The organism is Kitasatospora sp. NPDC098652 (genome assembly GCF_044760155.1).
Classification (GTDB): domain Bacteria; phylum Actinomycetota; class Actinomycetes; order Streptomycetales; family Streptomycetaceae; genus Kitasatospora.
This window is the reverse complement of the sequence record NZ_JBIWAQ010000001.1, coordinates 312,782-338,296: the sequence shown is the minus strand read 5'-3', so window position 1 is coordinate 338,296 and position 25,515 is coordinate 312,782. Positions and strand designations below refer to the sequence as shown.

Here is a 25,515-nt window from a genome sequence, read left to right as displayed (position 1 = left end):
ACGCCCGCACCCGCCCCGCCAGTCCTGACCTGCCCTGCCCCGCCGGTCCTGACCTGCCCGTCTCGCTCTCGCCACCGGTGTGGCCGCTCAGGGGTGTTCGAGGAGCAGCAGGCCGTCCTGGTCGATCAGTCGGTGGTAGCCCCGGCTCTGGTAGACGGCCAGCATCCGGGCGGTGGCGGCGGTGGCGCACGGGGACTGCACGCTCGGATCGCGCAGGTCGACGACCACCCAGTCCGGGCCGGGGCCGGCCGGTTCCTGGCACACCAGGGTGACCTCCGCCCGGCCGGTGAGCTGGGCGGCCAGCCGGTTGGAGGCGGCGACGGTGGCGCCGTCGGGTATCAGGCGGAGCATCGCCCGGGTCTCGGTGAGCCGGGGCGAGGTGCGCCAGGCCTCGGGCATCACCACCTCGTGCAGCGGGTAGAGCGGCAGCGTCACGACCGTCACCAGGGCGGTCACGGCGAGGGCGCGCCGGACCCGGCGGGGAGTGGCGGCTTCTCCGACGTGGCCGCTGGCGTGGTCGCCGGCGCGGGCGCGGCGGACGGCGTCGACCAGGGCGGCGAACGCGATCGGCATCAGCACCGCGCTGTAGTGGTAACTGACGCCCCAGTAGTGCGGGTTGGCCGAGAGCAGCCGCCAGGCCAGGGTCGGTGCGCAGAGCAGGAGGAGCGGTGAGCGCAGGCCGAGGAAGCCGGTGGTGGCGGCCAGCAGGAACAGCAGCAGCCACTTGATCGGCGGCCAGCCGAGGCGGAGCGGGAGCGTCCAGAGCGGGGCCCGCCCGCCGCCGGCGTCCAGCTGCTGCCAGTAGTCGAAGCCCCCGTTGGGGTTGAACGCGGGCAGGACGACCAGCAGGGTGAGCGCGGTCGCGGCGACACCGGTGACGGCGAGGGCGAGCCCGGGCAGCGGAGTGCGTCGGTCCTGTCGGGCCTGGTGGGCGATCAGCAGGCCGACGGCGGCGACCGTCAGCCCCAGGTCCTCCTTCACCAGCAGCAGCGGCAGTGACCAGAGCGCGGCGGCGAGCGGTCGGCGCCGGCCGAGCGCGGTGGCGGCGAACGCGAGCAACGGGACGGCGAACGCGATCTCGTGGAAGTCGTCCGCCGCGGCCCGGACGATCCCCCAGGAGGCCCCGGTCGCGCAGCCGACCAGCAGCGCCGCCCGCGGCCCGGCCACCTGGTGCGCCCAGCGGGTGAGCGGGACGACGGCCAGTGCCATCAGCACGGCCTGGGCGACCACCAGGGTGAGCGGGCTCGGGAACGCGCGGTAGGCGGGGGCGAGGAGCGCGAGCAGTGGGTGGAAGTGATCACCCAGGAGGTTGTAGCCGGGTGCCTTGAGCGGCACGATCGGCGCCCGGCCGTCGGCGTACGCCCGGACGGCCTGCTCGAATATCCCCAGGTCGTAGGCCTTGGTGAGGCCTCGCCGGTGGCGGTTGACGCCGACGCAGGTGTAGAGCGCGGCGAAGCCGGCGGCCAGGCCCCAGGCCAGCACGGCAGGGCGACGGGGGAGTGGGACGGCGCGCAGGAGCCGCGTCGGGAGTCGGCGGATAGGGAGTCGGCGGTGGCGCGGGCGGGGCGCTCGGTCGAGTGGGGTGAGAAGGGCGGATCGGGCGACTGGGCGGCGCGGGCTTGGCGGGCCCTGTGGGCTCGGTGAGTCGAGCGGGGTGAAGGCCACGGGCATCGGGAAAGTACCCTTTCACTATTCGATTAGTGGAAGGGTGGTGGAAGGGCGCACAGGCGTCAACTCCCGGTCCGGCGGCGCCGACCGGGCCTTCGCGCTGCCCGGAGGGGGTGGAACGACCGTACGGGAGCTGCCAGTTGGGGCGATCGGGCGGGCAGGGCGACTGTTACATGACAGTGACGTTCCGCACACAACCGGTGGCGCCGGGTGGGGCGTCCTCCTTGGTGACAGCACCCGATCGCACCGACGGTGCTTCGGGTCGAACGACCACCTCCCCTGAAAGGGGTGCACCAGTGATCGTCTCCAAGCGGAACTCCATGCGCCTGGCCGCCGTCGTCACCCTCAGCGCGCTGCTCGCCGGAGCGGCGGGCACCGCCATGGCGGCCGGTTCGGCCGCGCCGGCCCTCCCCGCGACCGCGTCCGCGGTCGTCGCCTCCGCCTCCGCCTCCGCGCCTGCGCCCGCCGCCGTGTCCGCGTCCGCCTCCATCACCGCCAAGCCGTCGGTCACCTCAGTGAACGCCTGGCAGCTGTTCCGGGTCACCGGCACCACCACCGGCCTCAAGACCGGCAGCACGGTGACCCTCCAGCAGAAGCAGCACGGCAAGTGGGTCACCCTGCCCGCCTCCGTGCAGACCAACCGCAACGGGGCCTACTCGCTCGGCGTCAAGCTCGGCATCAAGGGCCTGAACGAGCTGCGCATCATCAGCGGGAACACCGCCTCGCCCGTGTTCACCGTGACCGTGCGCTGACCGGCGTTGCACAACCTGGATCTCCGGAGGGCGTGTTGACGGCCCGGACTTTCGGTTCCGGGGCGGCGGGTCCTGCGGTGGCAGGTGTGAGTGCGTGACGCGCGGGGCGGGGGCGGCCCGCCCGTACGGCGCGTGCCAGACGGCCCGTTGCGTGCAGCCTTTCTGCATGCAACGGGCCGTCACCATGTGCCGATCTGACGGCCTGTCAATCAACGGCGCTGCTGGCGTGATTACGGGCGTCGTCCCGATATGTCCGGGTCGCGCGATCCGCAGGCTGGTCGAGGGCGCCTCGCGGGCTCGGCCGGGGCGCTGGTGCCGAAGAAGCTCAGGAGCATTGGACGCCTCGGGCCCCGCCGCTGTCCTCGGCCTCGGTCCCGGCCCTGCCCCGCCCTGGCGCGGGTCAGTGGCCGGACCGGTAGCGGCCGGGGGTCGTGCCGACGAGGTCGGTGAACGCGGCGATGAAGCCGCTGGGGTTGGCCCAGCCACAGGCGTGGGCCGTGTGGGTGACGTCGTGGCCTTCGGCGAGGAGCACGAGCGCGTGGTGCACACGCAACTGCGTCCGCCACTCGTAGAAGGTCATGCCGAGTTCGTCGCGCAGCAGGCGGCTCAGGGTGCGGGCGCTGGCTCCGACTTGTCGGCCGAGCCCGGCCAGGGTGGTGGCGTCGGCGGGCTTCTCGGACAGGATCTGCTCGACCGCCCGCAGCCGGTCGTCGCGCGGGTGCGGCAGGTGGAGCGGTTCTTCGTCCGCCTCGCGCAGTTCCTCGACCAGGACCCGCAGCAGCCGCTGACGCGCGGCGCGTCCGTAACCGGGCACCGCTCCGCCCCCGTCCCCGGCGTCCCCGCTCCCGTCCCCGGCGTCCCCGCCCCCGGCGCCCGCGCCGCCGTGGCCGTCGTCGCGCGGGCCGGTCAGGGCGAGCAGGACCTCCCGCGCCAGACCGGAGACGCAGAACACCGCCGGACGCCCCGGTACCAGCCTGGCCAGGGACGGCGGCAGGAAGACGATCCGCATGTCCGTGTCCCCGTGGGCGCGGTGGCGGTGGGCGAAGCCGGCCGGTGTCCAGGCGACCCGGTTGGCCGGGACGATCGACGTCGCGCTCTCGGTGTGCAGCACCAGCACACCGCTGGCCGCGTACACCAGGTGCCCGCGCGCGTGCACCCGTTCCTCGCTGCTGCCGCCGGAGGACCACAGGTGGCGCCCGCCGGAGGGCCAGGTCAGGGACGTGGCGCCGGCTACCGGGCGGGCTTGGCGGGGAACGGGCATCGGTTGGCACTCTACCGGTAGCACGCCGTGACGCGCCCCGACGAGACTTCTGGTCGTGAGCGGTGGCCCCCGGTGCCACCGCCGAGCAGTGAGAAGGAGAAGTCCCATGGCGACATTCGTTCTGGTACCCGGTGGTTGGCACGGCTCCTGGGCGTTCGAGGGAGTGGTCCCGCTGCTGGAGCGGGCCGGTCACACCGTCCACGCCCTGACCCTGACCGGCCTGCACCCCCACGACGATCCTGCCGTGGTCGCCGCCGCCAACCTGGACACCCATGCCGCCGACGTGCTCCGCCTGCTGGAGCGGGCTTGTCCGGAGGATGTGACGTTGGTCGGTCACAGCTACGGCGGAATGGTCATCACCGCGGCCGCCGACCGCGCCGGCGGCCGGGTCTCCCGTCTGGTGTACCTGGACGCCTGCGTGCCGCGCGACGGCGAGTCCTGCTGGTCCATCATGAACGAGGGCTACCGGCATTCGTTCGTCGCCGGTGCCGCCGCCACCGGCTACGCCGTCCGGCCCCCGTGGCGGCCGGACGGCGACCCGCGCCGCCGCCCGCACCCGCTCGCCGCCTTCCTTCAGACGGTCCACCTGACGGGCGCCCACGCCGCCGTCCCCCGGCGTGAGTTCGTCTACTGCTCGGCGTGGGAGGACCGTACGCCCTTCGCGGCGCAGCGCAGCCGGCTGCTCGCTGACCCGGGCTGGACCGTCCACGAGCTGCCGACCGGCCACAACGCGATGCGCGAGGCCCCGAGGGCGGTCGCCGCGCTTCTGCTCGACGGCGCGGACGCACCCGCCGGGCCGCACGCACTCGCCGGGCAGGCGGGGTACGGCGAAGGCACCGTCCCGTCCCCACTCCGGATGGCGCGTGCTGGCGCTTGACGCGCCCCGGCGACCTAACCCCGCACGGGTTCCAGCACGAAGACGGGGATCTCGCGGTCGGTCTTCTCCTGGTACTCGGCGTACGGCGGGTACGCGGCGACCGCGCGCTCCCACCACTCGGCCTTCTCGTCCCCCGTGACCTCGCGGGCCGTCATGTCCTGCCGTACGGGGCCGTCCTGGAGCTCCACGTGCGGGTCCGAGGCGACGTTGAAGTACCAGACCGGGTGGTGCGGGGAGCCGCCCTTCGAGGCCACAGCCGCGTACCGACCCTCGTGCTCCACGCGCATCAACGGGGTCTTGCGGATCTTGCCGCTCTTCGCGCCGCGCGTCGTGAGGATGATGACGGGCAAGCCCGTGTCCCAGAGCGTCGTCCCCTGGGTGCCGCCCGAACTCTCGTACAACTCGACCTGATCGCGCACCCACTGTGCCGTGCTCGGCTCGTACTCGCCCTCAAGAGGCATCGCCTTCACCCCATCGTCACGTCGCGAATTGTGGCCGGGGAAGCATATCGGGTGCCGCCCGGCCGGTGGCTGCACTCGTGCGGGTGTCATGCCTTGGGCCGCTGCAGCCAGTCTGCTTCGACGGTCCAGAACATCTGGCGGGCACCGAGGTAGTCGTGTGCGAAGTCCGTGAACCGTTCGCGGGTGTACGGCCTGCCGGTCTTCGGGTCCTTGGCGTTGATGTCGGGTTCCTGGACGGCCATTGCGACGAGGGGAATTGAATTCCGGTATTCGTGGAGGAACTTGTAGGAGTTCTCCATCTGGTACGGCCGGTCCGGCAGGGTGTCCGGTCCTCCGATGCCGATCTTCTTCTCCCTGGCGACGTCGAACATCTCCTTCATGCGCTTGTGGTCGTCGTCGTCCGGAAGGAAGTTGACGTACTGGATGAACTGCGTCCTGGTGAAGACCTTCCTGCCGTAGCGCATGTTGTCGATCTCGGCATCGATGTAGGACGCCGAGGTGTACCCCGTCCGGTCCTTCGCGGTGTCCACCTCGACCGCGGTCTCCGGCAGGTTCACCCCGGCGAGCCTGCCGTCGAACTTCTCCGCCATCGCCTTGAGCATGGCCTGGAAGTCCGCTCGCACCTGCGTGTTCCACTGGGCGGCCATCGCGCCGTGGGTGGTCGGATTGTCGGGGTTCTCGTCGACCGTCGGCGTGACCCCGCCCTCGTCCTTCACGTACTGGGGAAGGTTGGCGTCTCCCACGGCCACGTCGAAGAACCGGTCCTGAACCTGGACGAACAGCTTCTTGTGGCGTTCCTGGAGGTACTCCAGCGCGCTCTCGAGCCGTGACCACTTGTACTCTCCCTTCTTTCCCTCCAGGGCCTTCCAGGGGGCCACCACCTGGACGTCGCCGATGTCCGCACGGTCGATCATCGCCTTGACCCTCGGGTCCGCGCCGGAGGTCGCGTCCTCGAAGGCCCCGAGCGACATGTAGAGGTTGTCCGTCACCTTGCCGTGGCCGTGGGCTGCGGGGCCCTTGCCGGGGGCGGCCGCCCCGACGGTGGCCGTCAAGGTCACGGCCGCGAGGGCAACGGCTCCGAATGCACTGCGTGGCGTCATCATGGGCGAGACGCTAGGTGGAGGTTATAAGGGAAGGATAAGAGCGTCCGTCACCCCCGTTGCCAGTGCTCACCGCTGTCAGAACTGGCGAGCCGTCACGGCCCGGGTCGTCCTCTCCCGCCTCACCCCCGTTCCTCCGGAGCGCTTCCGTCCGCCCGGCCCTCCGGCTCCTCGCGGACGGCGTACGAGCCGAGGGTGCCCTCCAGTCGGTCGAAGGCCCGGACGGCCGAGGGGCGGACGGCGGCGGCGATGGTGGCGTGGTCCTCGCCGGCCAGCGTGCGGCGGAAGACCTCGGCGAGCACGGACCGGTCGACGGCGGCGAGCAGGGCGGCGGCGACCCGGCTCTCGAAGTCGACGGGTATCGCGTGCACGGCCTCGGCGAGCGCCTCGGCGAGTGCGGTCTCGCTCAGTTCGTGCAGTTCGCGCAGTCGTGCGCCGAGGGCGGGGCTCTCGGCGACGGTCCGGGCGAAGTCCGGTCCGGAGAAGCCGAGTCGGGGGTCGTGGCGGTCGAGTCCGGCCAGGCAGCCGCGGCGCAGCGCGGCGAGGGCGGACTCGCCGGGGGCGCGCTCGGCGACGGTCCGGGCGAGCCGGCCGGCGAGTTCCTCGTGCAGGTCGAAGAAGAGGTCCTCCTTGCGCGGGAAGTGGTTGGTGACGGTCATCTTGGCGACCCCGGCCGCGGTCGCGACCTCGGCGATGGTCGTGCGGTCGAAGCCGCGCTCGATGAAGAGCCTGGTCGCGGCGTGCGAGATCGCCTCGCGGGTGCGGCGCTTGTTGAGCTCGCGGAGGTTCGGTGCGGTCCCGGTGTCGGTCATGGCGCGAGCCTAGCGCAGTTCGCTGGGTCGGTCACAGTAATTAGGCTTGACCTAATCAGTGGGTCCGTCCTAAGTTCTTCCTCGGCGGCCGGAGCGGCTGCCGAGGAACGAGCCTGGGGAGGGCGCATGACCGTCTCGGTCGCGAGGAAGGGCAGGCCGGGGGAGGCCCGGTCGACGAGGCCGGAGCCGTTGCCGCCCGGCCTGATGAGGATGGGGGCGGTGCTCGCGCTGGGCCCGGTCCTGGCACTGCTGGACGCCACGATCGTGAACGTCGGTATCGATGCCGTCACCCGTGAGCTGCACAGCTCGGTGGCGGCGGTGCAGTGGGTGGTGACGGGCTACCTACTGGCGATATCGCTGACCATGCCGCTCTCGGGCTGGGCCGCCGGCCGGTTCGGGGCCCGCCGGGCCTGGCTGGCCTCGGTGGTGCTGTTCGTGCTGGGGTCCGCACTGTGCGGCCTGGCCTGGTCGACGGGGAGCCTGATCGCCTTCCGGGTGCTGCAGGGCGTCGGCGGCGGGATGATCCAGCCGCTGGGGCAGGCGATCATGGTGCAGGCGGCCGGACCGTCCCGGATCGGCCGGGTGATGGGCACGCTGCTGCTTCCGATCAGCCTCGCTCCCGTCCTGGGGCCGATCCTCGGCGGGTTGGTGCTGGAGCACCTGGACTGGCGCTGGATGTTCCTGCTGAACGTGCCAGTCGGGCTGGTGACGGTGCTGCTGGCGGCCCGGTGGCTCCCGGCCGCGGAGCGGTCCGAACTCCCGGCGCCCAGGCTTGACGTCACGGGCCTGGCGCTGCTGTCGCCCGGTCTGACCGCCCTGGTCTACGGGCTCGCCACGATCGGCGCGGCCGGTGAGGGCGGTGAGGGCAGCGCGCTCGGCCCGGTTGCGGTCGGGGCGGGGGCGGCGCTGCTGGTGGTCTACGGGTGGCACGCGTTGCGGGTCGGGCGCCGTGCCGGCCGGGCCCCGCTGATCGACCTGCGGCTGTTCGCCCGGCGGGGCTTCGCGGTGGCGACGGCGAACAGCTTCCTGCAAGGGGCCGTGCTGTACAGCTCGATGTTCCTGGTGCCGCTCTACTACCAGCAGCTGGAGCACACCGGGGCCGTCGCGGCCGGGCTGCTGCTGGCGCCCCAGGCGCTCGGCACGGCGGTCACCTCGCTGCTGTCCGGCCGAATAGCCGACCGCGTCGCGCCGCGCCCGCTGATCCTGCTCGGCATCGGCTGCTCGCTGCTCGGCACCCTCGCCTTCACCCAGCTGGGGCGTGGCTCCGGCCCGGCGGACTGGCTGGTCGTCGGCTCGCTGGTGCTGCGCGGGGTGGGCATGGGAATCATCGTGATCCCCGGCATGGCGGCGGTGTACGGGAGCGTCGACAGGACCCAGGTGCCCGCTGCCGCCGGTGCGGTGAACGTGCTCAACCGGCTCGGCGGGGCGCTCGGTACGGCGGTGCTGACGTTGGTCCTCCAGCACGCACAGGCGGCGCGGCCGGATCGCCCCGCTGCGGCCTTCGGCACGACCTTCTGGTGGGTGCTGGCCCTGTCGGCACTCTCGATCGCGCCGGCCCTGCTCTACCCGGGCACCGCCCGCAGGGCGGCCTGACTGTAGATCATTCCGCAGTTCCCCTTCCGAACCCCGACCTTGGAGGTATCCGTGTTCACCAAGCACCCCGGTGGCCTGCGTCTGCTCACCGTGCACGCCCACCCCGACGACGAGTCCAGCAAGGGGGCGGCCACCCTCGCCCGGTACGCCGCGGAGGGCGTGGACGTCCTGGTCGCCACCTGCACCGGAGGCGAGCGCGGGTCGGTGCTCAATCCGGAGCTGGACCGCCCGGAGGTCCGCGCCGACCTCACCCGGATCCGGCGCGAGGAGATGGCGGCCGCGCGCGAAATCCTCGGTGTGCGACAGCAGTTCCTCGGCTTCGTCGACTCCGGGATGCCGGGCCCGGACGAACCGCTGCCGGAGGGCTGCTTCGCCGCCCAGCCGGTGGAGGTAGCGGCGGCGCCGCTGGTCGAGCTGATCCGGAAGTTCCGTCCGCACGTCCTGATCACCTACGACGAGACCGGCGGGTACCCGCACCCGGACCACGTGATGACCCACAAGGTCGCCGTGGAGGCCTTCGAGGCCGCCGCCGACCCGAAGCGCCACCCGGAGGCCGGCGAACCCTGGCAGACGGCGAAGCTCTACTACCACCTGGCCCTCTCCCGGCCCTGGTTCCAGGCGATGCACGACGCCATGACGGAGCGTGGGATCCCCTCGGCGATGGGTGAACTGCTTGCCGGGTGGCCCGACACCCCGCCCGCCCTCGCGACCACCACCCGGATCGCGTGCGCCGAGCAGTTCGCCGTCCGGGACGCGGCGATGCTGGCGCACGCCACTCAGGTCCAGCCCGGGGTGGCCTTCATGGCCCACCCGCGGGACGTCGAACGCGAGGTCTGGCCGACCGAGGACTACCACCTGGCGCGCAGTTTCGTGGCCGGTGCCGAAGGTGCAAGCGGGGCGGGTGGGGTCGAGACCGATCTGTTCGCGGGGCTGCGGGCCGACCGGAACGCCGGGGAAGGAGGAGCACTGAGCAAGCCTTGAGCCGGGCGTTCGGGCGTTGGGGCGTTCGAATAGGGCAGGTTGACGGCAACGGCTGAGGCCCGGGCCAGGGTCCCACCGGGCCAGGGGTCCCACCGGTCAACTACCGCTCAGAGCGCGGCCAGCACCCCGCAGAGCGCAAGGAGTCCGCAGATGCCGAAGTTGACCAGTTTGTGCGAGAGGAAGATCGCCGCGAACTCGCGGATGGTCGCGCTCGGCCAGTAGTACCGGGCGGTGGGCGAGCCGAAGACGTGCCCGTTGACGCCGGTCCTGCGGGCGGTCAACGCGGCCCGGAAGGCATGGAAGTTGTTGGTCACCACGACGCAGCGGTAGTCGGGCTTGGCCTGCTCCATGATGGCCCGGCTGAACAGCAGGTTCTCCTCGGTGGTGCGCGAGCGGTCCTCCCGCTCGATGTGCTCGGCGGGGAAGCCGCGTTCGACCAGGTAGTCGGCCATGGCGTGGGACTCCGGCAGCTTCTCGTCCGGGCCCTGGCCACCGGAGGTGATCAGCACCGGCGGGTTGCCGCGTGCGGCTTGGGCCTCGTACACCTCGCGGCCCCGGTTGAGCCGGCTGGCCAGCAGCGGCGGCACGCGTTCGCCGCCGATCAGCCCGGAACCGAGGACGACCACGAAGTCGACGTCCCGGCGGGGCCGGTGGCGTCCGTACAGGAAGGCGTAGCCGACGAAGCAGACGAAGAGGAAGGAGATGTAGCCGACCACCAGGACGGCGGTGCCGGCCAGGATGGCCAGCCGCGGTGAGTGGGTGACGATGGCCGCGGCCAGCAGCGCGATCACGGCGACGATGCCGAGCCCGGCCAGCAGGGACAGCAGGTTGGCCGGACGGGTGCCCTCCTTGCGGATCATCGTCACGCCGTTGGAGAGCAGGAACCAGACCAGGGCCACCGTTCCGACGGTGGGCAGCAGGATGATCGCCACGGCCGCGAGCTCCGCCACCAGTGTGGGTGCTCTGCGGAGTTCGGCGAGCAGGGCGAGCGAGAGGAGTGAGACGGCGATGCCGAGCAGCACGGCGTTGCTGAACTGGCGTCGGTCGCGCAGTACCCCTATTCCGAACAGGAGGAAGAACAGGGCGGCCGGAGCGTAGGCGAGCATGGTTCGTATCGTAGGGGGAGGGTTGGAGAGGTGGATCAGGCGAAGCGGTCGACCGCCGCGCGGAGGGCCTCGGCCATCTTGGGACTTCCGGTGTGCCCGGCCTCGTCGATCACCGTCAGCTTCGCGTCCGGCCAGGCCTCGGCCAGGTGCCAGGCGGTGTCGAGAGGGCCACCGAGGTCGAGTCGTCCGTGGATCAGCTCGCCCGGGATACCGGCCAGTCGGCCGGCGTCGCGCAGCAGTTGGTCGTCGGGGAGGAAGGCCCGGTGCGAGAAGTAGTGCGCCGCGATCCGGGTGAAGGCCATCAGGGCGTCGGAGGGCCGGTCCGAGTAGGCGTTCGGCTTGCCCAGCACCTCGTGCGAGATCACCGCGTCCTCCCAGGTGGCCCAGGCCCGGGCGGCGGCCCGACGGGTGCTCTCCTCCGGGCTGTTGAGCAGCCGGCTGTAGGCGGAGAGCAGGTCGAACACGTCGCCGTCCCGGTCGGCAGCGGGCAGGAAGTCGCGGAACTCCGCCCACGGGCCCGGCAGGAAGCGGCCGACACCCTGGTAGAGCCACTCGGTCTCGGCCGGGCGGGTCGTGGTCACCCCGCAGAGCACGATCGCGGAGACCCGCTCCGGGTGGGCCTGCGCGTACGCCAGGATCAGGGTGGAGCCCCAGGAGCCGCCGTACAGCAGCCACTTGTCGAGGCCCAGGTGCTCGCGCAGCCGCTCCAGGTCGGCGACCAGGTGGGCGGTGGTGTTGTGCTCCAGCCCGGTCGACGGGTCGGCGGCGTGCGGCAGGCTGCGCCCGCAGCCGCGCTGGTCGTACTGGACGACGCGGTAGCGCTGCGGGTCGAAGTACCGTCGGCTGCCCGGGTTGTGGCCCGATCCGGGCCCGCCGTGCACCACCACGGCGGGCTTCCCGTCCGGGGCGCCGGAGGTGTTCCAGTGGATCCGCTGCCCGTCGCCGACGTCCAACAGACCCTGTGCGTAGGGTTCGTCGTGCTGGTACGGCTCGGACATCGGGGAACTCCTCCGTGAACGTTCGGGCGGGGCGCCGGGCGAGCCTACCCGTAGTCGGGCGGGGCGGAGTCCGATATTCAGAGTCCGGTGCTCAGGGTCCGGTACTCAAAGGACGGCGTTCGGAGCCCGATGCTCAGAGGCCGATGTTGAGTCCAAAGGCGCTGTCGAAGGAGGCGTAGCCGACGCAGAGGATCAGCCAGAGGCCGAGCGCGCCCACGATCCCGGCGGTGATCCGGCCGAGCCGGCTGCGTTGTTCCTTCGGCCTGCGCCGGTGGCGGATGCCGTGGACGAGCCCGAGCAGGCCCGCCGCGGCGAGTGCGTAGGCGGCGGCCGGGCTGGCCCGGTGGAGGGTCTGGGCGAGCAGGAACGAGCCCGCCAGTGAAGCCGTGGTGAGCGCGAGGAGCACCACGCCGCCGACGGCTTCGAGGACGAACTCGCCGAGGCAGCCGGCCGAGTGGCGGGCCAGGCCGGTGGTCAGTCCGGTGGCCAGTCCCACCTGGCCGCCGGGGACGGGGGTCGGGTCCCCGGGCTGGTGCCGGACCGGCTCCGCTCCTGGCACCGCCCCCGGCTCCTGTGCTGCCTGCTCCCCGGCCATGCCCCACCCCACCCCTTTGCCCACCCTTTACCTGGTGGGTAGCGTAGCGGATCCTCGCTGCGGTGCCGCAGGTCAGCGGTGGTCCGGCGGCAGCAGGGCGGCCAGCCCGTCGAGGATGCGCTCGACGCAGAACTCGAAGCGGACGTCGTGGTTCGGCTCGGTGAGGTCGGCGGCGAGCGCGACCAGGTTGGGGAAGTCCTCGACGGGCAGTGCGCGGAAGCGCTCGCGGACCTCGGTGACGACCTCCAGCCGGCTGGCGCCCTCGGCCTCGGCGGCCGACAGCGGCGACTGCTCCTGGAGGACGAAGCCCTGGACGAAGGAACTCAGCAGGTAGGTGGTCAGGGCGGCGTGGGCGTCGGAGAACCCGGCCTCGCGCAGGCGGTCCAGCTGGTCGTCCAGCAGGCCGAGCATGTGCGGTCCCGGTGCGAGGCGTCCGGCCATGACCTTGGCGGCGTCGCGGTTCTCGTGCAGCAGCCGACGGTAGTTCCAGCAGTATCCGCGCATCTGGACCCGCCAGCCGCCTTCGCGGGGCGGGGGCTCGGCCGAGGCGATGATCGCGTCGTTGAGCAGGTCGAGCAGCTCTTCCTTGTTGCGGACGTGCCAGTACAGCGAGGCGGCCTTGACGCCGACCTCGGCGGCGACCTTGCGCATGGACAGCCCGGCCAGGCCGTCCCGCTCCAGCACGCGGAGCGCTGCCTGGGCGAGGCTCTCCCTGGTCAGGGCGGGGGGCGTGGTGTGGTGCGCCGGTGTGGCGCTGTCGTTCTCCGGCACGGCTGTGCGGACACCTCCGGGTGCGGCTGCGGAATCCCATTTGCAATCTAACACCGTTAGGGGCAGCCTGTGGACACCGAATCCGCCCCTAACGATGTTAGGGGCTCAGTCGTGGGAGGGAATCCATGGAAGGAGCGAGCGCCCGCCGCAAGCGGCTCGCCCTGCTGACGCTCTGCGTGGCCATGTTCATGGCCATGCTGGACAACGTCGTCGTCAACGTCGCCCTGCCCCGCATCGGGCAGGACCTGGACGCCGGGATCAGCGGCCTCCAGTGGGTCGCCGAGGGCTACAGCCTGGTCTACGCCGCTCTCGTGCTGACCGGCGGTGCAGTGGGCGACCGCTACGGCCGCACCCGGATGTTCGTGCTGGGCCTGGGCCTGTTCACGGCGGGCTCCGCGGTGGCCGCGCTCGCCGGGACGATCGAGGTGCTGGTCGGCGGCCGGATGGTCCAGGGCGTGGGGGCCGCGCTGCTCACCCCGGGCAGCCTCACCCTGCTGGGCCACGTGTTCACCGACGAGCGCGAGCGCACCAGGGCCGTCGGCCTCTGGTCGGGGGTGTCCGCACTGGGCCTGTCGATCGGCCCGGTGATCGGCGGCCCCATGGTCGAACACCTCGGCTGGGCCGGCGTGTTCTGGATCAACGTGCCGATCGGCGTGGTCGGCGTGGTGCTCGCCGCCAGGGTCCTCCCGGGCATCCCGCCACGGGCCCGGCGGATCGACTTCGGGGGCTTCGCGCTCTCCGCGGCAGGCCTCGGGCTGCTGGTGTACGCCCTGATCGAGGGCCCGTCACGAGGCTGGACCGACTCGCTGGTGGTCGGCTGCGGCGCCGCCGCGCTCGCCCTGCTGGTCGCCTTCCTGCTGCTCGAACTGCGCCTGGCCGAGCCGATGCTGGAGCTGCGGCTGTTCCGGGACGGCGCGCTGAACGGAGCGCTGCTGAGCGGCTTCATGGTCAGCTTCGGGATGTTCGGGGCGCTGTTCTTCCTGCCGCTGATGATGCAGGGCGTGCTCGGCTGGTCCCCCTCCGGTGCGGCCTACGGCGGGCTGCCGATGACCGCCATGCTGGTGGTGGCGGGCCCGCTGTCCGGCCGGCTGGCGGCCCGGTACGGTCCCCGGCTGCCGATGGTGCTCGGGCTCGCGCTCTGCGCGGTCGGCCTCGGCGGGCTGTCGCTGTACGGCGACCGCGCCCACTACGTCGAGTACCTCTGGACGCTGTTCACGCTGGGCTTCGGGATGGGCCTGACCTTCACCCCGATCTCGATCGCGGTGCTCCGGCGGGTCGCTCCGGCGCAGACCGGGATGGCCTCGGCGACCGTCAACACCCTGCGGGAACTCGGCGGCGTGCTCGGGATCGCGGTGCTCGGCGCCGTCCTGACCAACCGGATGACGGACGAGCTGACCTCGGCCCTGCACCGGCTCGGTGTCCCGGCCGGGGCGGTGGGGCCGATCGCGGACGCGCCCACCGGTGCCGCGCACGGCGGTGGCGGTCCGGCCGGAGCGCTGCCCGCGCCGGTCCAGCAGGCCGTGGACGGCGCCTTCGTCGACGGCATCCACCTCGCGCTGCGCTGCGGATCGGCCGCACTGGCCGTCACCGCCGTGCTGGTCGCGGTGCTGCTGGGCCGGGCCCGCCCGATCGCCGGGGCCGCCCCGGGCGCGGCGCAGCCGGAGGAACTGGCCGGGGCGAACCGGTAGGCCCTGGTCGGCCGGTGCCCCTGGGCGGCCGTTGCCGTGGTCGAGCGGTGCCCCGGTCGGCCGGTGCCCCTGGGCGGCCGTTGCCGTGGTCGAGCGGTGCCCCGGTCGGCCGGTGCCCCCGGTCGGGCGCTACCGGACAGCTCTGACGCCCGGGGTCCGGCCGGCTCAGCGGATCCCCTCCACCGCGGCCTGGGCCGCCCGGGCCAGCTCCCGCCGGGCCCCCGCCCGGGTGGGCTGCGGTCCGGGCGGCGGGATCGGCGGCAGGAAGGTGACCTCGGCGACCAGCCCGCGCACCGCGACCACCCGGGCGAGCGAGGTGAGCAGCCCGTCGTCGCCGATGAAGGCGGGCGCGCTGGTCGGCCGCCCGTCCGCGAGCCGGTAGCGGATCGTCACCGGCTGGACGAAGGCGCCCGCCTCCACCGCGGCCTGGAACAGCGCGGGCCGGAAGCGCCCGCTCTCCCGCCCGCACCAGGTCGACCCCTCCGGGAAGACGATCACCGGGTGTCCGGAGCGCAGCACCTCGGCCACCGCCGCCACGGTGTCCGGGAGCGTGCGCAGCCGGTCGCGGTCCAGGAACACGGTTCCTCCCCAGGCGACCAGGGGCCCGAGCACCGGCCACCGCCGGACCTCGGTCTTGGCCAGCGACCGCCCCGGGCGACCGGCCGCGAGCAGCGGGATGTCCAGCCAGGAGACGTGGTTGGCGACCACCAGCGCCCCGTCGGCGCCGACCGCCCCGGTCCGACCGTTCGCCCCGGTCCGCCCGTTCGCCCCGGGGGGCCGGGCCGTGCCGAGGTGCACGGTCACCCCGAGGGAGCGCAGCACCACCCGCGCCCAGAGCCGGATCAGCCGGTCCCGGGCGCCGTACGGCAGCAGCCGCACCGGCAGGGTGAGCAGTACGCCGGCCGCCACCGTCACCAGGCAGGCGGTCAGCCGCAGCACCCGCCGGGGGTGCGAGACCTCCGGCGCGCGCTCGCCGAGGCAGGTCTCCGGCCGGCAGGGCGCGGTCGGCAGCCAGACGCTCATGACGAGCTGCCCAGGGCGGCCGCTCCGGACAGGAAGTGCCGCAGGTAGCGCGGGTCGGTGCGCTCCAGCGACAGCAGGACGTACAGGTCGGCGCAGTTGAAGTCCGGGTCGTGGGCGGGCTCGCCGCAGACCCAGGCGCCGAGCCGCAGGTAGCCGCGGAGCAGGGCGGGCAGGGCGCCGCGCTCGGCACGCGGCACGCCGGTGGCGTCCCAGCGTCGGTGCGGGGTGACCCGGTACTCCGCCGGGGCCAGGTGCTTGGCGCTGATGGTGTCCCAGACCCGGGCCGCCGTGGCGCCGCCGTCCTCCAGGTCGATGGAGCAGCAGCCGCCGACCCAGGTGTTTCCGGTGTCGGCGAGGTACCGGGCGATGCCGCCCCACATCAGGTTGATGACGGCACCGCTGCCCCGGTGCTCGGGGCTGATGCAGGAGCGGCCGAGCTCGACCAGGCCGGGCCGGACGGGCGCGAGCGCGGAGAGGTCGAACTCGCCGTCGGAGTACAGCCGTCCGGCCCGGCGGGCGGCTTCGGGACGGAGCAACCGGTAGGTGCCGACGACGGGCCCGTCCTGGCCCTCGCGGACCAGCAGGTGGTCGCAGTACTCGTCGAAGGGGTCGACGTCGAGTCCGGCGACGGGGCTGTGCAGGACGGCGCCGAGCTCGGCGGCGAAGACCTGGTGGCGCAGCCGCTGGGCGGCGCGCACGTCGTCCTCGTCGCGGGCGAGGGAGACGGTGTAGGCGGTCGGCGCCGGGGCCGGCCGGGTGCGGGGCGCGGGGACCGCCGGGGTGTCGTGGGTGGGGGCGACTGCGGACGGAGCGTACGTGGGGACGGTGGTCATGGCGGACCCTCCAGGGCAGCACGATCGGCGGTGCCGTGGATCGCCAGGGCACCGTCCCGGCCCGCAGGGGTCGTGCATCGGGCGCGGACCGGTCCCCGTATGTGTCTCCAAGCCGGTTGGCATTCACGTTGCGGGCCGGAGGAGCGCAGATGTGCACCTGTTGAATGGGGCCACCCGTGGCGGGCCTTGGCCTGTCGGTCATCTGCCGGGCACCGGGCGGTCGTTCGTCCGGGGTGGACAACGGGGGCGCGCACCTGATTCGTACGCGCCCCCAGAGTCGGCCCCCAGGGTCGGCCCGAGGGGTCCGGCCCTGGGGCCAGCCCTGGGTCCGGACCCAGGATCAGAAGCCCCGCCAGCCCGCCGGGTCGACGCCGCCCGGGACGGCGTCGGCCGGCCCGTACGGTTCGCGGGTGTAGACGAAGGAGCCGATGTCCAGGTGGCTGACCGTGCCGTCGGGTTGCCGGACCACCCGCAGGGTCTCGCCCGCGTAGTAGCGGTCGAGGCCCAGCCAGGTGCCGTCCGGCTGCGGCCGGAAGCGGGAGCCCCGGCCCGCGCCGGTCAGCGGGGTCAGTTCCAGGACGCCCTCGGCGCGCAGCCGCAGGGCGTTGGGTGCGGCGCCCCAGTACCAGGGCCCGGTGAGGGCGAGCAGTTCCTCGTCCACCTCGGGCAGCGGGCGCCAGGGTTCGGGCAGCCGGGGCTCGTGGGCGGCCGTGATGCCGATCAGTTCGGCGGCCAGCCGGCCGGTGCCGCTGCCGTTGGCGTTGGACAGCGCGAAGGCGGCCAGGCCGTCCTCGGCGCTGATCCACAGGCAGGCCGTGAAGCCGGGCATCGAGCCGGTGTGGCCGTACAGCACCCGGCCTTCGTGGCGGGACAGTTGCACGCCGAGGCCGTAGGCGGAGGTCCACTCGGCGTCCTCCGGGCCGACCTCGGGGCGGCGCATCTCGGCGAGGGTGTCGGCCTTGAGCACCTGGTCGTCGCCGGCCGCGAGGAAGGCCGCCCAGCGGGCCAGGTCGGCACCGGTGGACCAGAGTTGACCGGCCGGGGCCATCAGCCCGGTGTCGGTGGGGGGTTCGGGGAGCATGACGTCGGCCCACGGGTGGACGGCGAAGCCCCCGGCGTGCGGCTGCTCGGGCAGCAGGGTGGTGCGGTCCATGCCGAGCGGGGCCAGCACCTCGCGGCGCAGCGCCTCGCCCCAGGGCTCGCCGCGCAGCCGCTCGACCAGGGCGCCGAGCAGCGCGTAGCCGGGGTTGGAGTAGTGGTGGCGGCGCCCGGCCGGGTGCTTGAGCGGGCTCGACTCCTCCAGCAGGTCCCCGAGTCCGGGCCGCAGGGCGCCTTCGGTCCGTTCCCACCAGGGCCCGGGCGTCTCGGCGGCGAGCCCGCCGGAGTGGGCGAGCAGCTGGGCGACGGTGAGGTCGTCGGCCGGGGTGCCGGGCAGGTGGCGGCCGAGCGGGTCGGCGAGGTCGAGCAGGCCCTCGTCGCGCAGCCGCAGCACCAGCACCGCGGCGAAGGTCTTGCTGAGCGAGCCGATCCGGTACTGGACGTCCAGGTCCGGTGCGTGCCCCTCGATCATGCTGCGGGCGCCGGTCCACACCAGCCGGCCGTCCCGCACCACGCCCGTCACCATCGAGGGGGTGCGGCCCTCGGCCTGGGCGACGGCGGTGCGGTGCAGCAGGGCGCGGGCGGTGGTGGGCAGCAGTCGGTCGGGCAGGTCGGCGAGGTGATCACTGTTCGGCATGCCCGGACAGTAGCCCAGCCGACCCGTGGGTCCGGCCGAATATCCGCTCGGCCCGGCAGCGGCCATACCGCTCAGCCCGGCAGTGGCGGTAGCTCTGGCCGCTCCAGCCACGCCTCGAACAGCGGGCCGAGCGGGGCCGTGGTGTACCGGGAGGCGTGGGTCAGGAGGTCGCCGGTGGTGACCACGCCGTGCCGGTTGACGCCGGCCCAGTCCCGCAGCATCGCGAAGAACGCGTCCTCGCCGAGCGCCCGCCGCAGCGCGTGCACCACCAGGCCGCCGCGCTGGTACAGCCGGTCGTCGAACATCAGCCGGCGGCCCGGGTCGCCGAGCCGGAGGTCCTGCGGCAGCCCGGCCAGCAGCCGGTGCGCGGCGGCGGCGTGCACGGCGGCGGCCGGGCCCCCGGCGTGCTCGGACCAGAGCCACTCCGCGTACTTGGCGAAGCCCTCGTTCAGCCAGATGTGCCGCCAGTCGGCGATCGTGACGCTGTTGCCGAACCACTGGTGGGCCAGCTCGTGGGCGATCAGCCGCTCCCGCTCCCAGCCGCCGCCGAGGTGGTTGGTGCCGAAGGTGGCCACGCCCTGCGCTTCCACCGGGACGTCCAGCTCCTCGTCCGCGACCACCACCGCGTACTCGCCGAACGGGTACGGCCCGAAGACCTCGGCGAAGTGGGCCATCATCTCGGGCTGCCGGGCGAAGTCCCGGGTGAAGTCCCCGACCAGCCGCTCCGGCACGTACCCGGTCTGCGGCACCGACGGCCGGGCGGCCAGCGGCACCGCCCGGTAGTGCCCGATGGAGACCGTCACCAGGTACGGCGAGGTCGGCGCGCTCTGCTCGTACACCCAGGTGGTGCTGGACGCCCGGGTGGTCCGGGTGAGCAGCCGTCCGCCGCTCAGCACCGTGAACGGGGACGGCGTGGTGACCGCCACCTGGTACGTCGCCTTGTCCGCGGGCCGGTCGTTGCACGGGAACCAGGACGGCGCGCCGACCGGCTGGCTGGCCACCAGCGCGCCCTCGGTCAGCTCCTCCCAGCCCAGGCCGCCCCACGGGCTGCGCACCGGGCGGGGGTTGCCGGTGTAGTGCACCTCGACGGTGAACGCCGCACCCGCCGCGAGCGCCTTCGCCGGGCGGATCCGCAGCTTGCCGCCGCGGTGGGTGTAGCGGGCGGCCCGGCCGTCGACCAGCACCCGCCCGATCCGGAACTCGGCCAGGTCGAGCGCGAACTCGGCCAGCGCCGCGTCCGCGACCGCGCTCAGCCGGGCCGAGGCGGCCAGCCGGTTGGGCCCGGGCCGGTAGTCCAGCGCGAGTTCGTAGCGGTGCACCCGGTAGCGGTGGTCGCCGCTGTTCGGGAAGTACGGGTCCGGTCCGGCGGCGGCCGGCGGGGCGTGCTTGGGCTTCACGGGGGCGGGCGCTTCCTGCGGGCCGGGACGGGTGGGGGTGTTCGCACCAGGGCGAGGGGTGGTCGTACCGGGGGGAGGGGTGGTCACGACGTGGTCTGCCACGCCTCGATGGGGTTGCCCAGCCACCGGGTGTCCGCGGGGACGGACTCGGCCCGCATCACCAGCGAGGCCGGGCCCAGCGTGCTGCGCTCGCCCACCGTGCTGCCGGGCAGCACGATCCCGCCCGGGCCCAGGGTGGCACCCTCGCGGAGGACCACAGTATCCATCCGCATGATCCGGTCGTGGAAGAGGTGGGTCTGCACCACGCAGCCCCGGTTCACGCTGACCCCGTCGCCGAGGGTGACCAGGTCCGCCTCCGGCAGCCAGTAGCTCTCGCACCACACGCCGTGCCCGACCTTGGCGCCGAGCGCGCGCAGCCACAGGTTCAGCACCGGGGTGCCCGGCACCGCGCCGACCAGCCAGGGCACCGCCAGTACCTCGACGAAGGTGTCGGCGAGCTCGTTGCGCCACACGAAGCCGCTCCACAGCGGGTGCTCCACCGCCCGGAACCGGCCGACCAGCAGCCACTTCGCGGCCACCGCCACCAGGCAGGCCACCCCGCCCGCCGCCAGCAGCACCAGGCCGGAGAGCAGCGCCGCCGCCAGCGGGGAGCCGTCCGCCAGCCAGGACAGCGCCGCCACCGTCAGCAGGCCCAGTGCCCCCGAGGCGAGCACCGGCAGCAGCCGGGCCAGCTCGACCAGCCCGCGCGCCCAGCGCAGCCGGGCCGGCGGCTCGTACGTCAGGCTCTGGTCCGCCCGGTCGGCCGCGCGCGGCAGCCGCACCGGCGGCATGCCCAGGTAGGAGCTGCCCTTCTTCGCCTTCGCCGGCGTCGCCGACAGCACGCCCACCAGGCCCCGCTTGGGCACCGAGCGACCCGGCGCGGTCATCCCCGAGTTGCCGAGGAACGCCCGGTCGCCGACCTTCGCCTCGCCCAGGCGCATCCAGCCGCCGCCCAGCTCGTACGGCGCGATCAGGGTGTCGTCGGCCAGGAACGCGCCGTCCCCGACGGTGGTCAGGCTGGGCAGCGCCAGCACCGTGGACACCTCGGCGCCCCGGCCGACCCGCATCCCCAGCGCCCGCAGCCACAGCGGGGTGACCAGTCCGGCGTACAGCGGGAAGAGCACCTCGCGGGCCCGGTCCATCAGCTGGCTGACCGTCCACGCCTGCCAGCTGACCCGGCCGTGCAGCGGGTGCACCCCGGGCACCAGGCCGATGCTCAGCAGCCGGACCAGCACCACCAGCTGCGCCGCGTACAGCGCGCCGTACGCCAGGGTGGCGGGCAGCAGGCCGAGCAGGGCGCCGCCGAGCGCCGGACCGAGGTCCGCGCCCTGCTCGACGAACCGGGAGAGCACGGCTAGGGCGGCCGCGGCGGGCAGGACCGGGAGCAGGCCGATCAGGGCGTCGCCGGCGCCGTACAGCGCGGCCCAGGCGGGCCGGCGCACGGGAGCCTCCGTCGGCCAGGACCACTCGGCCCGGCCCAGCTTGACGGCGGGCGCGCCGCCCCAGCGCTGGCCGGTCGGCACCTGGCCGGTGACGCTGGAGCCGGGCAGCACCTGGGCGCGCTTGCCGACCCGGGCACCGGGCAGCAGCGTCGAACGGGTGCCGACCACCGCGTCGGCGCCGACCTTGATCTGGCCGACCTCCAGCCGGTCGCCGTCCAGCCAGTAGCCGGCGAGATCGACCTCGGCCTCGACGGCGCAGCCCCGGCCCAGCTTGAGCATCCCGGTCACCGGCGGCAGCGAGTGGAGGTCCACCTCCTTCGCGACCTTGGCGCCCAGCACCCGGGCGTAGGGGACCAGCCAGGCGCCGGACAGCTCGGTCGCGCCGCTCAGCTCGGCGAGCCGCTCGGCCGCCCACAGCCGCAGGTGCACGGCGCCGCCGCGAGGGTAGCGGCCGGGGCGCAGGCCGCGCAGCAGCAGCCGGGCGCCGCCGGCCCCGATCGCGAGCCGGCCCGGCGAGCTGTACAGCAGCAGCGCGCCCGCACCGACCACCCACCAGGAGGCGGTGGGCGCCCACGGGTAGTCGCCGACGTGCGCGAGCAGGTTCCCGGCGGTCAGCAGGGCGACCGTCCAGCGCAGGCCGACCACGGTGAACAGCGGGACCAGCAGGAGCAGCTGGAGCAGCTTGGCCCTGGTCGGCACCAGGGTGACCGTACGGGCCTCGCCGTCGGCGGTGGCCGTGCGCTCCAGGTGGCGGGCGAGCTTGCGCAGCGTCGGGTGCTGGTAGATGTCCAGCACCGCGGCGTTCGGATAACGGGTGCGCAGCAGGGTGGTCAGCCGGGCGGCGGCCAGGCTGCCGCCGCCGATGGCGAAGAAGTCGTCCCGGGCCCCGGCCACCTGCACGCCGAGGATCTCCGACCACTGCTCGGCCAGCCAGGCCTCGGTGCCGTACAGCCGCTCGCCCGGCCCGGCGGCCTCCAGCTCGGGCAGCGGCCAGGGCAGGGCGTTGCGGTCGACCTTGCCGGAGGTGCGGGTGGGCAACACGTCGACCGGGGCGAGCAGCGGCACCAGGGCGGCGGGCAGCTCGGCGCGCAGCCGCTCCACGGCCCGCTCGCGGTCGAAGCCGTCCTGGACCACCAGGTAGCCGACCAGCAGCTGGTTGCCGCCGCGCGCGGTCCGTACGGCCGCGGCCGCGCCGGCCACGCCGGGCAGCGCCTGCAGGGCGGCGTCCACCTCGCCGAGCTCGATCCGGCGCCCGCCGAGCTTGATCTGCTCGTCGGTGCGGCCGAGGAACAGCAGGCCGGCCGGGTCGGCCTGGACCAGGTCACCGCTGCGGTAGGCGCGCTCCCAGCCCAGCGAGGGCAGCGGGGCGTACTTCTCGGCGTCCTTCTCCGGGTCGAGGTAGCGGGCCAGGCCGACCCCGCCGATCACCAGCTGCCCGGTGCCGCCGGGGGCGACCGGCTGCCCGGCCTCGTCGACCACGGCGAGGTCCCAGCCGTCCAGCGGCAGGCCGATCCGGACCGGGCCGTCACCGGTCAGCAGGGCAGCGCAGGCGACCACGGTGGCCTCGGTCGGGCCGTAGGTGTTCCACACCTCGCGGCCCTCGGTGACCAGGCGCTGCACCAGCTCGGGCGGGCAAGCCTCGCCGCCGAAGATCAGCAGTCGGACCTCGTTGAGCGCCTCCGCGGGCCACAGCGCGGCCAGGGTCGGGACGGTGGAGACCACGGTGATCTCCTGCTCGGCCAGCCAGGGGCCCAGGTCGGCGCCGCTGCGCACCCGGGAGCGGGGGACGGGCACCAGGCAGGCGCCGTGCCGCCAGGCCAGCCACATCTCCTCGCAGGAGGCGTCGAAGGCGACCGACAGGCCGGCCATCACCCGGTCGCCGGGGCCGATCGGCTCCTCCTGGAGGAAGAGCGCGGCCTCGGCGTCGACGAAGGCGGCGGCGTTGCGGTGGGTGACCGCGACGCCCTTGGGCTTCCCGGTGGAGCCGGAGGTGAAGATGATCCAGGCGTCGTCGGCGGGGGAGGGGCGGCGCTCCGGGGCGGGCCCGCGCTCCGTGGTGCCGCTCAGGGCGCGCCCGGCGCCGAGCACGGCGGCCACGGCGGCCTCGCCGAAGACCAGCTGGGCGCGCTCGTCCGGGTCCTCGGCATCCACCGGGACGTAGGCGGCGCCGGCGGCGAGTACGGCGAGGATCGAGACGTACAGGTCGTTGGTGCCGGAGGGCACCCGGACGCCGACCCGGTCGCCGCGACCGATCCCGGCGGCGGCCAGGCGGCGGCGCAGCTGCTCGACCTCGGCGGCCAGGGCCCGGTAGCTGAGCACGGTGCGCCCGTCGTCGAGGGCCGGCTCGTCGGGGTGGGCGCGCACGGTGGCGTCCAGCACGTCGACCAGGGTGCGCGGGGCGGCGGCCGGGCGGCCGGGGAACAGGGCCCGGGGCGGCGCGGGCCGCGGCGGTGTGGAGTCCGGCACCGGCACCGGCTCCGGCACCGGCACCGGCTCCGGCGCGGGCCGCGGCGGCGTGGCGTTCTGCTTCGGGTGGCTCGGTTCAGCGGTCATGGCAGCCCGTGCGCTCCTCTGTCCTCGCCCCGTTCCTACCGATGTCCGGCCCCTGGGGCGGCGGGATCACCTGTGCGACGGGTGACCCCGCTCCGGGGCCGGAGCGGACAACCCGACCGATGGTAGCCCCGGGGCGGCGAGCCGGCAGTGGGCCGCAGAAGGCTCAACTTGGCCTCGAACGGCCGAATCTGACGTTACGTCAGTCAACAACTGATGCCCGTTCGTATCGATGTGACGATTCGTCAGTCGAATTGACGGACCGTCAGGTCGACTTTCCGATCGTGACCCATGCCACAGGAAATGCTGCTCCGTTCGGGTGGCGGGCCGGGCCGGGCGGTGCCGGGCCCGGCACCGCCCGGGGGTCGGACGGTCAGTGGAAGAGGTGCAGGTGCTCGTCGAGGAAGGCCGTCAGGCTGCGCGGGGGGCGTCCGGTCAGGCGGGTGAAGGTGTCGTCCGGTACCTCCTTGCGGACCACTGCGAGCTGCTGGATCTCCACCACGTGGGCGGCCAGCCAGTCCGGCATCCCGGCCCGGCCGACCAGGTGGGCGTGCAGTTCGCCGGGCGCCAGGTCCAGGTAGCGGACCGGTCGGCCCAGCAGCTCGCCCAGCAGCGCGGCGAGCTCCGGGTGGCTGTAGGCGCGCCCGCCCGTGAGCGGGTAGCTGCCGCCGGCCAGCTCCGGGCGGGTCAGTACCTCCGCCGCGGCGTCGCCGATGTCCCGGACGTCCACGTAGTTGCACCGGGCCGGCCCCATTGCGCCGTGCAGCACCCCGCCGGCCGCCACGCCGGGCGCCAGGAGCAGCAGCTTCTGCAGGAAGGCGTACGGCCGCAGCACGGTCGTGGTGACGCGCAGCGACCGCAGGTGCTTCTCGATCAGGTGGTGGCCCCGGGAGACGGCGACCGGGGAGTCCGGTTCCGCGGCCGGGGCGGACACCTTGACGATGTGCTCCACGCCGCAGTCGACGGCCGCCTCGATCGCGGCCAGTTCGTACTGCGCCTGGCGCGGGCCGTTGGCCATGGTGAGGAACAGCTGGCGCGCGCCCTGGAACGCCCGGCGCAGTGAGGCAGGGTCGGCGGCGTCGGCCGGGAGGGTGGTGGTCCGGGCGAGCGTGTGGTCGTCGAGCGCGGCGGCCAGTCGGGCAGGGTCGCGGCTGAGGGCGCGGGTCGGTATGCCGAGGGCGGCCAGGCTGCGGAGGGTGGCACCGCCGGTGGCGCCTCCGGCGCCCATGATGACGATCATGACGTCTGCCTTGCGGGTCGGGTGGTGTTGGTGTTGGTGTTGGTGTTGGTCGTGGTGTTGGTCGTGGAGTCGGCGGGGAGCCGGTGCTGCGGCTCCCGGGCGGGCCGGCTGCCGCGCCAGCGCCAGGTGGAGATGGTTCCGGCGATCGCCGAGGAGACCGGCAGGTCGACCGGCAGCCGCCGCGGCCAGGGGCTGTGGGCGAGCGGCGGGAGGTGCGGGAGCCAGCGCGCGGCGGCCAGGCCGACGGCGAGGCCGAGGGCGGCGGCGAGCAGCCCGGAGGCGGCGGCCGCGAGCGTCCGGGGCGTCCGGGGCGTCCGGGCCGGCGCGGCCCGGGCCGAGCGGCGGCGGAGCGCGGCGCCCAGCACGGCGGCCACCAGGGCGGAGGTGCCGCCGATGGTGGTGAAGGCGGCGACGATCAGCTGGGGCTGCTGGGTGGCGACTCCGCCGATCCCGGCGCTGACGGCGGGCATCGCGTAGGAGGTCAGGACCTCCCGCCAGAGGACGAAGGGCGGGGGTGCCCCGGGGGCCTTCTTGCTCACGGTTGCTCCTCGATGGATCTGGTGAGGCGCCTAAGCATTTGTACTTAGGTACCT

21 protein-coding genes are annotated in these 25,515 nt (G+C 73.9%); 5 read left to right on the top strand and 16 right to left on the bottom strand.

Annotation, left to right across the window (positions count from 1 at the left end):
• Nucleotides 1–87: 87 nt before the first annotated feature.
• Complete coding sequence (locus tag ACIQWA_RS01460) at nt 88–1,482, bottom strand: DUF2079 domain-containing protein (protein ID WP_402476661.1); 1,395 nt, start codon at nt 1,480–1,482, stop codon at nt 88–90.
• A 485-nt stretch (nt 1,483–1,967) separates the two neighbouring features.
• On the opposite strand from ACIQWA_RS01460, the gene ACIQWA_RS01455 reads away from it, so the two are divergent.
• Nucleotides 1,968–2,420 carry a hypothetical protein gene (locus ACIQWA_RS01455; RefSeq protein ID WP_402477843.1) on the top strand — a complete coding sequence of 151 codons (453 nt, stop codon included), beginning with the start codon at nt 1,968–1,970 and terminating at the stop codon, nt 2,418–2,420.
• Between the two features lie 400 nt (nt 2,421–2,820).
• Here ACIQWA_RS01455 and ACIQWA_RS01450 read toward each other — a convergent pair whose 3' ends face one another.
• Nucleotides 2,821–3,681 (bottom strand): AraC family transcriptional regulator, encoded by an 861-nt coding sequence (locus ACIQWA_RS01450; protein WP_402476659.1) that lies wholly within the window; start codon nt 3,679–3,681, stop codon nt 2,821–2,823.
• Between the two features lie 106 nt (nt 3,682–3,787).
• Here ACIQWA_RS01450 and ACIQWA_RS01445 point away from each other — a divergent pair, with 106 nt between their 5' ends.
• On the top strand, nt 3,788–4,558 hold the full coding sequence (locus ACIQWA_RS01445) for an alpha/beta fold hydrolase (protein ID WP_402476656.1): 771 nt from the start codon (nt 3,788–3,790) through the stop codon (nt 4,556–4,558).
• 14 nt (nt 4,559–4,572) lie between these two features.
• On the opposite strand, the gene ACIQWA_RS01440 is transcribed toward ACIQWA_RS01445, so the two are convergent.
• The 3 genes from ACIQWA_RS01440 to ACIQWA_RS01430 all read right to left on the bottom strand — a co-directional run bounded on the left by ACIQWA_RS01440 (nt 4,573) and on the right by ACIQWA_RS01430 (nt 6,931).
• Complete coding sequence (locus ACIQWA_RS01440; RefSeq protein ID WP_402476653.1) at nt 4,573–5,019, bottom strand: nitroreductase family deazaflavin-dependent oxidoreductase; 447 nt, start codon at nt 5,017–5,019, stop codon at nt 4,573–4,575.
• A gap of 86 nt (nt 5,020–5,105) precedes the next feature.
• Nucleotides 5,106–6,077, bottom strand: coding sequence for a hypothetical protein (locus ACIQWA_RS01435; RefSeq protein ID WP_402476650.1), 972 nt, complete (start codon nt 6,075–6,077; stop codon nt 5,106–5,108).
• A gap of 164 nt (nt 6,078–6,241) precedes the next feature.
• Nucleotides 6,242–6,931 carry a TetR/AcrR family transcriptional regulator gene (locus ACIQWA_RS01430; RefSeq protein WP_402476648.1) on the bottom strand — a complete coding sequence of 230 codons (690 nt, stop codon included), beginning with the start codon at nt 6,929–6,931 and terminating at the stop codon, nt 6,242–6,244.
• Nucleotides 6,932–7,057: 126 nt separating this feature from the next.
• On the opposite strand from ACIQWA_RS01430, the gene ACIQWA_RS01425 reads away from it, so the two are divergent.
• Together ACIQWA_RS01425 and mca are read left to right on the top strand one after the other, a co-directional pair.
• Nucleotides 7,058–8,524 (top strand): DHA2 family efflux MFS transporter permease subunit, encoded by a 1,467-nt coding sequence (locus ACIQWA_RS01425; protein ID WP_402476645.1) that lies wholly within the window; start codon nt 7,058–7,060, stop codon nt 8,522–8,524.
• Nucleotides 8,525–8,575: 51 nt separating this feature from the next.
• Complete coding sequence (gene mca / locus ACIQWA_RS01420) at nt 8,576–9,505, top strand: mycothiol conjugate amidase Mca (RefSeq protein ID WP_402476643.1); 930 nt, start codon at nt 8,576–8,578, stop codon at nt 9,503–9,505.
• A 107-nt stretch (nt 9,506–9,612) separates the two neighbouring features.
• Here mca and ACIQWA_RS01415 read toward each other — a convergent pair whose 3' ends face one another.
• From ACIQWA_RS01415 to ACIQWA_RS01400, 4 genes are all read right to left on the bottom strand, one after another.
• A complete protein-coding gene (locus ACIQWA_RS01415) occupies nt 9,613–10,611 on the bottom strand; it encodes a YdcF family protein (RefSeq protein ID WP_402476640.1) in 999 nt (332 codons plus the stop codon).
• A 35-nt stretch (nt 10,612–10,646) separates the two neighbouring features.
• The gene (pip, locus tag ACIQWA_RS01410) at nt 10,647–11,609 is read right to left on the bottom strand and encodes a prolyl aminopeptidase (RefSeq protein ID WP_402476638.1); all 963 of its coding nucleotides are present in this window, start codon (nt 11,607–11,609) and stop codon (nt 10,647–10,649) included.
• Between the two features lie 133 nt (nt 11,610–11,742).
• Nucleotides 11,743–12,168: a hypothetical protein gene (locus ACIQWA_RS01405; protein WP_402476635.1), complete on the bottom strand. Its 426-nt coding sequence runs from the start codon at nt 12,166–12,168 to the stop codon at nt 11,743–11,745.
• Nucleotides 12,169–12,276: 108 nt separating this feature from the next.
• A complete protein-coding gene (locus ACIQWA_RS01400) occupies nt 12,277–12,975 on the bottom strand; it encodes a TetR/AcrR family transcriptional regulator (protein WP_402476632.1) in 699 nt (232 codons plus the stop codon).
• A gap of 125 nt (nt 12,976–13,100) precedes the next feature.
• Between ACIQWA_RS01400 and ACIQWA_RS01395 the strand changes: the two genes are divergently transcribed.
• Complete coding sequence (locus ACIQWA_RS01395; RefSeq protein WP_402476630.1) at nt 13,101–14,663, top strand: MFS transporter; 1,563 nt, start codon at nt 13,101–13,103, stop codon at nt 14,661–14,663.
• A gap of 165 nt (nt 14,664–14,828) precedes the next feature.
• Here ACIQWA_RS01395 and ACIQWA_RS01390 read toward each other — a convergent pair whose 3' ends face one another.
• The 7 genes from ACIQWA_RS01390 to ACIQWA_RS01360 form a co-directional block, all read right to left on the bottom strand.
• Nucleotides 14,829–15,686: a lysophospholipid acyltransferase family protein gene (locus tag ACIQWA_RS01390; protein WP_402476628.1), complete on the bottom strand. Its 858-nt coding sequence runs from the start codon at nt 15,684–15,686 to the stop codon at nt 14,829–14,831.
• Nucleotides 15,683–16,519 (bottom strand): GNAT family N-acetyltransferase, encoded by an 837-nt coding sequence (locus tag ACIQWA_RS01385; RefSeq protein WP_402476627.1) that lies wholly within the window; start codon nt 16,517–16,519, stop codon nt 15,683–15,685. The genes ACIQWA_RS01390 and ACIQWA_RS01385 overlap by 4 nt, the downstream gene beginning before the upstream one ends.
• Nucleotides 16,520–16,859: 340 nt before the next feature.
• Entirely contained in the window at nt 16,860–18,254 is a 1,395-nt protein-coding gene (locus ACIQWA_RS01380) for a serine hydrolase domain-containing protein (RefSeq protein ID WP_402476624.1), read from the bottom strand.
• A 71-nt stretch (nt 18,255–18,325) separates the two neighbouring features.
• Nucleotides 18,326–19,651: a M1 family metallopeptidase gene (locus ACIQWA_RS01375; protein ID WP_402476623.1), complete on the bottom strand. Its 1,326-nt coding sequence runs from the start codon at nt 19,649–19,651 to the stop codon at nt 18,326–18,328.
• 83 nt (nt 19,652–19,734) lie between these two features.
• Nucleotides 19,735–23,685 (bottom strand): Pls/PosA family non-ribosomal peptide synthetase, encoded by a 3,951-nt coding sequence (locus tag ACIQWA_RS01370; RefSeq protein WP_402476621.1) that lies wholly within the window; start codon nt 23,683–23,685, stop codon nt 19,735–19,737.
• Nucleotides 23,686–24,055: 370 nt separating this feature from the next.
• Nucleotides 24,056–24,922, bottom strand: coding sequence for an NmrA family NAD(P)-binding protein (locus tag ACIQWA_RS01365; protein ID WP_402476619.1), 867 nt, complete (start codon nt 24,920–24,922; stop codon nt 24,056–24,058).
• Entirely contained in the window at nt 24,919–25,461 is a 543-nt protein-coding gene (locus tag ACIQWA_RS01360) for a hypothetical protein (protein WP_402476617.1), read from the bottom strand. Before ACIQWA_RS01360 ends, ACIQWA_RS01365 begins: the two co-directional genes overlap by 4 nt.
• Nucleotides 25,462–25,515 lie beyond the last annotated feature (54 nt).

Bases quoted from the DNA above. Each gene is read 5' to 3' on its own strand.
- ACIQWA_RS01450 (WP_402476659.1), bottom strand. From the start codon at position 3,681: ATGCCCGTTCCCCGCCAAGCCCGCCCGGTAGCCGGCGCCACGTCCCTG.
- ACIQWA_RS01445 (WP_402476656.1), top strand. From the start codon at position 3,788: ATGGCGACATTCGTTCTGGTACCCGGTGGTTGGCACGGCTCCTGGGCG.
- ACIQWA_RS01440 (WP_402476653.1), bottom strand. From the start codon at position 5,019: ATGCCTCTTGAGGGCGAGTACGAGCCGAGCACGGCACAGTGGGTGCGC.
- ACIQWA_RS01430 (WP_402476648.1), bottom strand. From the start codon at position 6,931: ATGACCGACACCGGGACCGCACCGAACCTCCGCGAGCTCAACAAGCGC.
- ACIQWA_RS01425 (WP_402476645.1), top strand. From the start codon at position 7,058: ATGACCGTCTCGGTCGCGAGGAAGGGCAGGCCGGGGGAGGCCCGGTCG.
- ACIQWA_RS01415 (WP_402476640.1), bottom strand. From the start codon at position 10,611: ATGCTCGCCTACGCTCCGGCCGCCCTGTTCTTCCTCCTGTTCGGAATA.
- pip (WP_402476638.1), bottom strand. From the start codon at position 11,609: ATGTCCGAGCCGTACCAGCACGACGAACCCTACGCACAGGGTCTGTTG.
- ACIQWA_RS01395 (WP_402476630.1), top strand. From the start codon at position 13,101: ATGGAAGGAGCGAGCGCCCGCCGCAAGCGGCTCGCCCTGCTGACGCTC.
- ACIQWA_RS01390 (WP_402476628.1), bottom strand. From the start codon at position 15,686: ATGAGCGTCTGGCTGCCGACCGCGCCCTGCCGGCCGGAGACCTGCCTC.
- ACIQWA_RS01385 (WP_402476627.1), bottom strand. From the start codon at position 16,519: ATGACCACCGTCCCCACGTACGCTCCGTCCGCAGTCGCCCCCACCCAC.
- ACIQWA_RS01380 (WP_402476624.1), bottom strand. From the start codon at position 18,254: ATGCCGAACAGTGATCACCTCGCCGACCTGCCCGACCGACTGCTGCCC.
- ACIQWA_RS01370 (WP_402476621.1), bottom strand. From the start codon at position 23,685: ATGACCGCTGAACCGAGCCACCCGAAGCAGAACGCCACGCCGCCGCGG.
- ACIQWA_RS01365 (WP_402476619.1), bottom strand. From the start codon at position 24,922: ATGATCGTCATCATGGGCGCCGGAGGCGCCACCGGCGGTGCCACCCTC.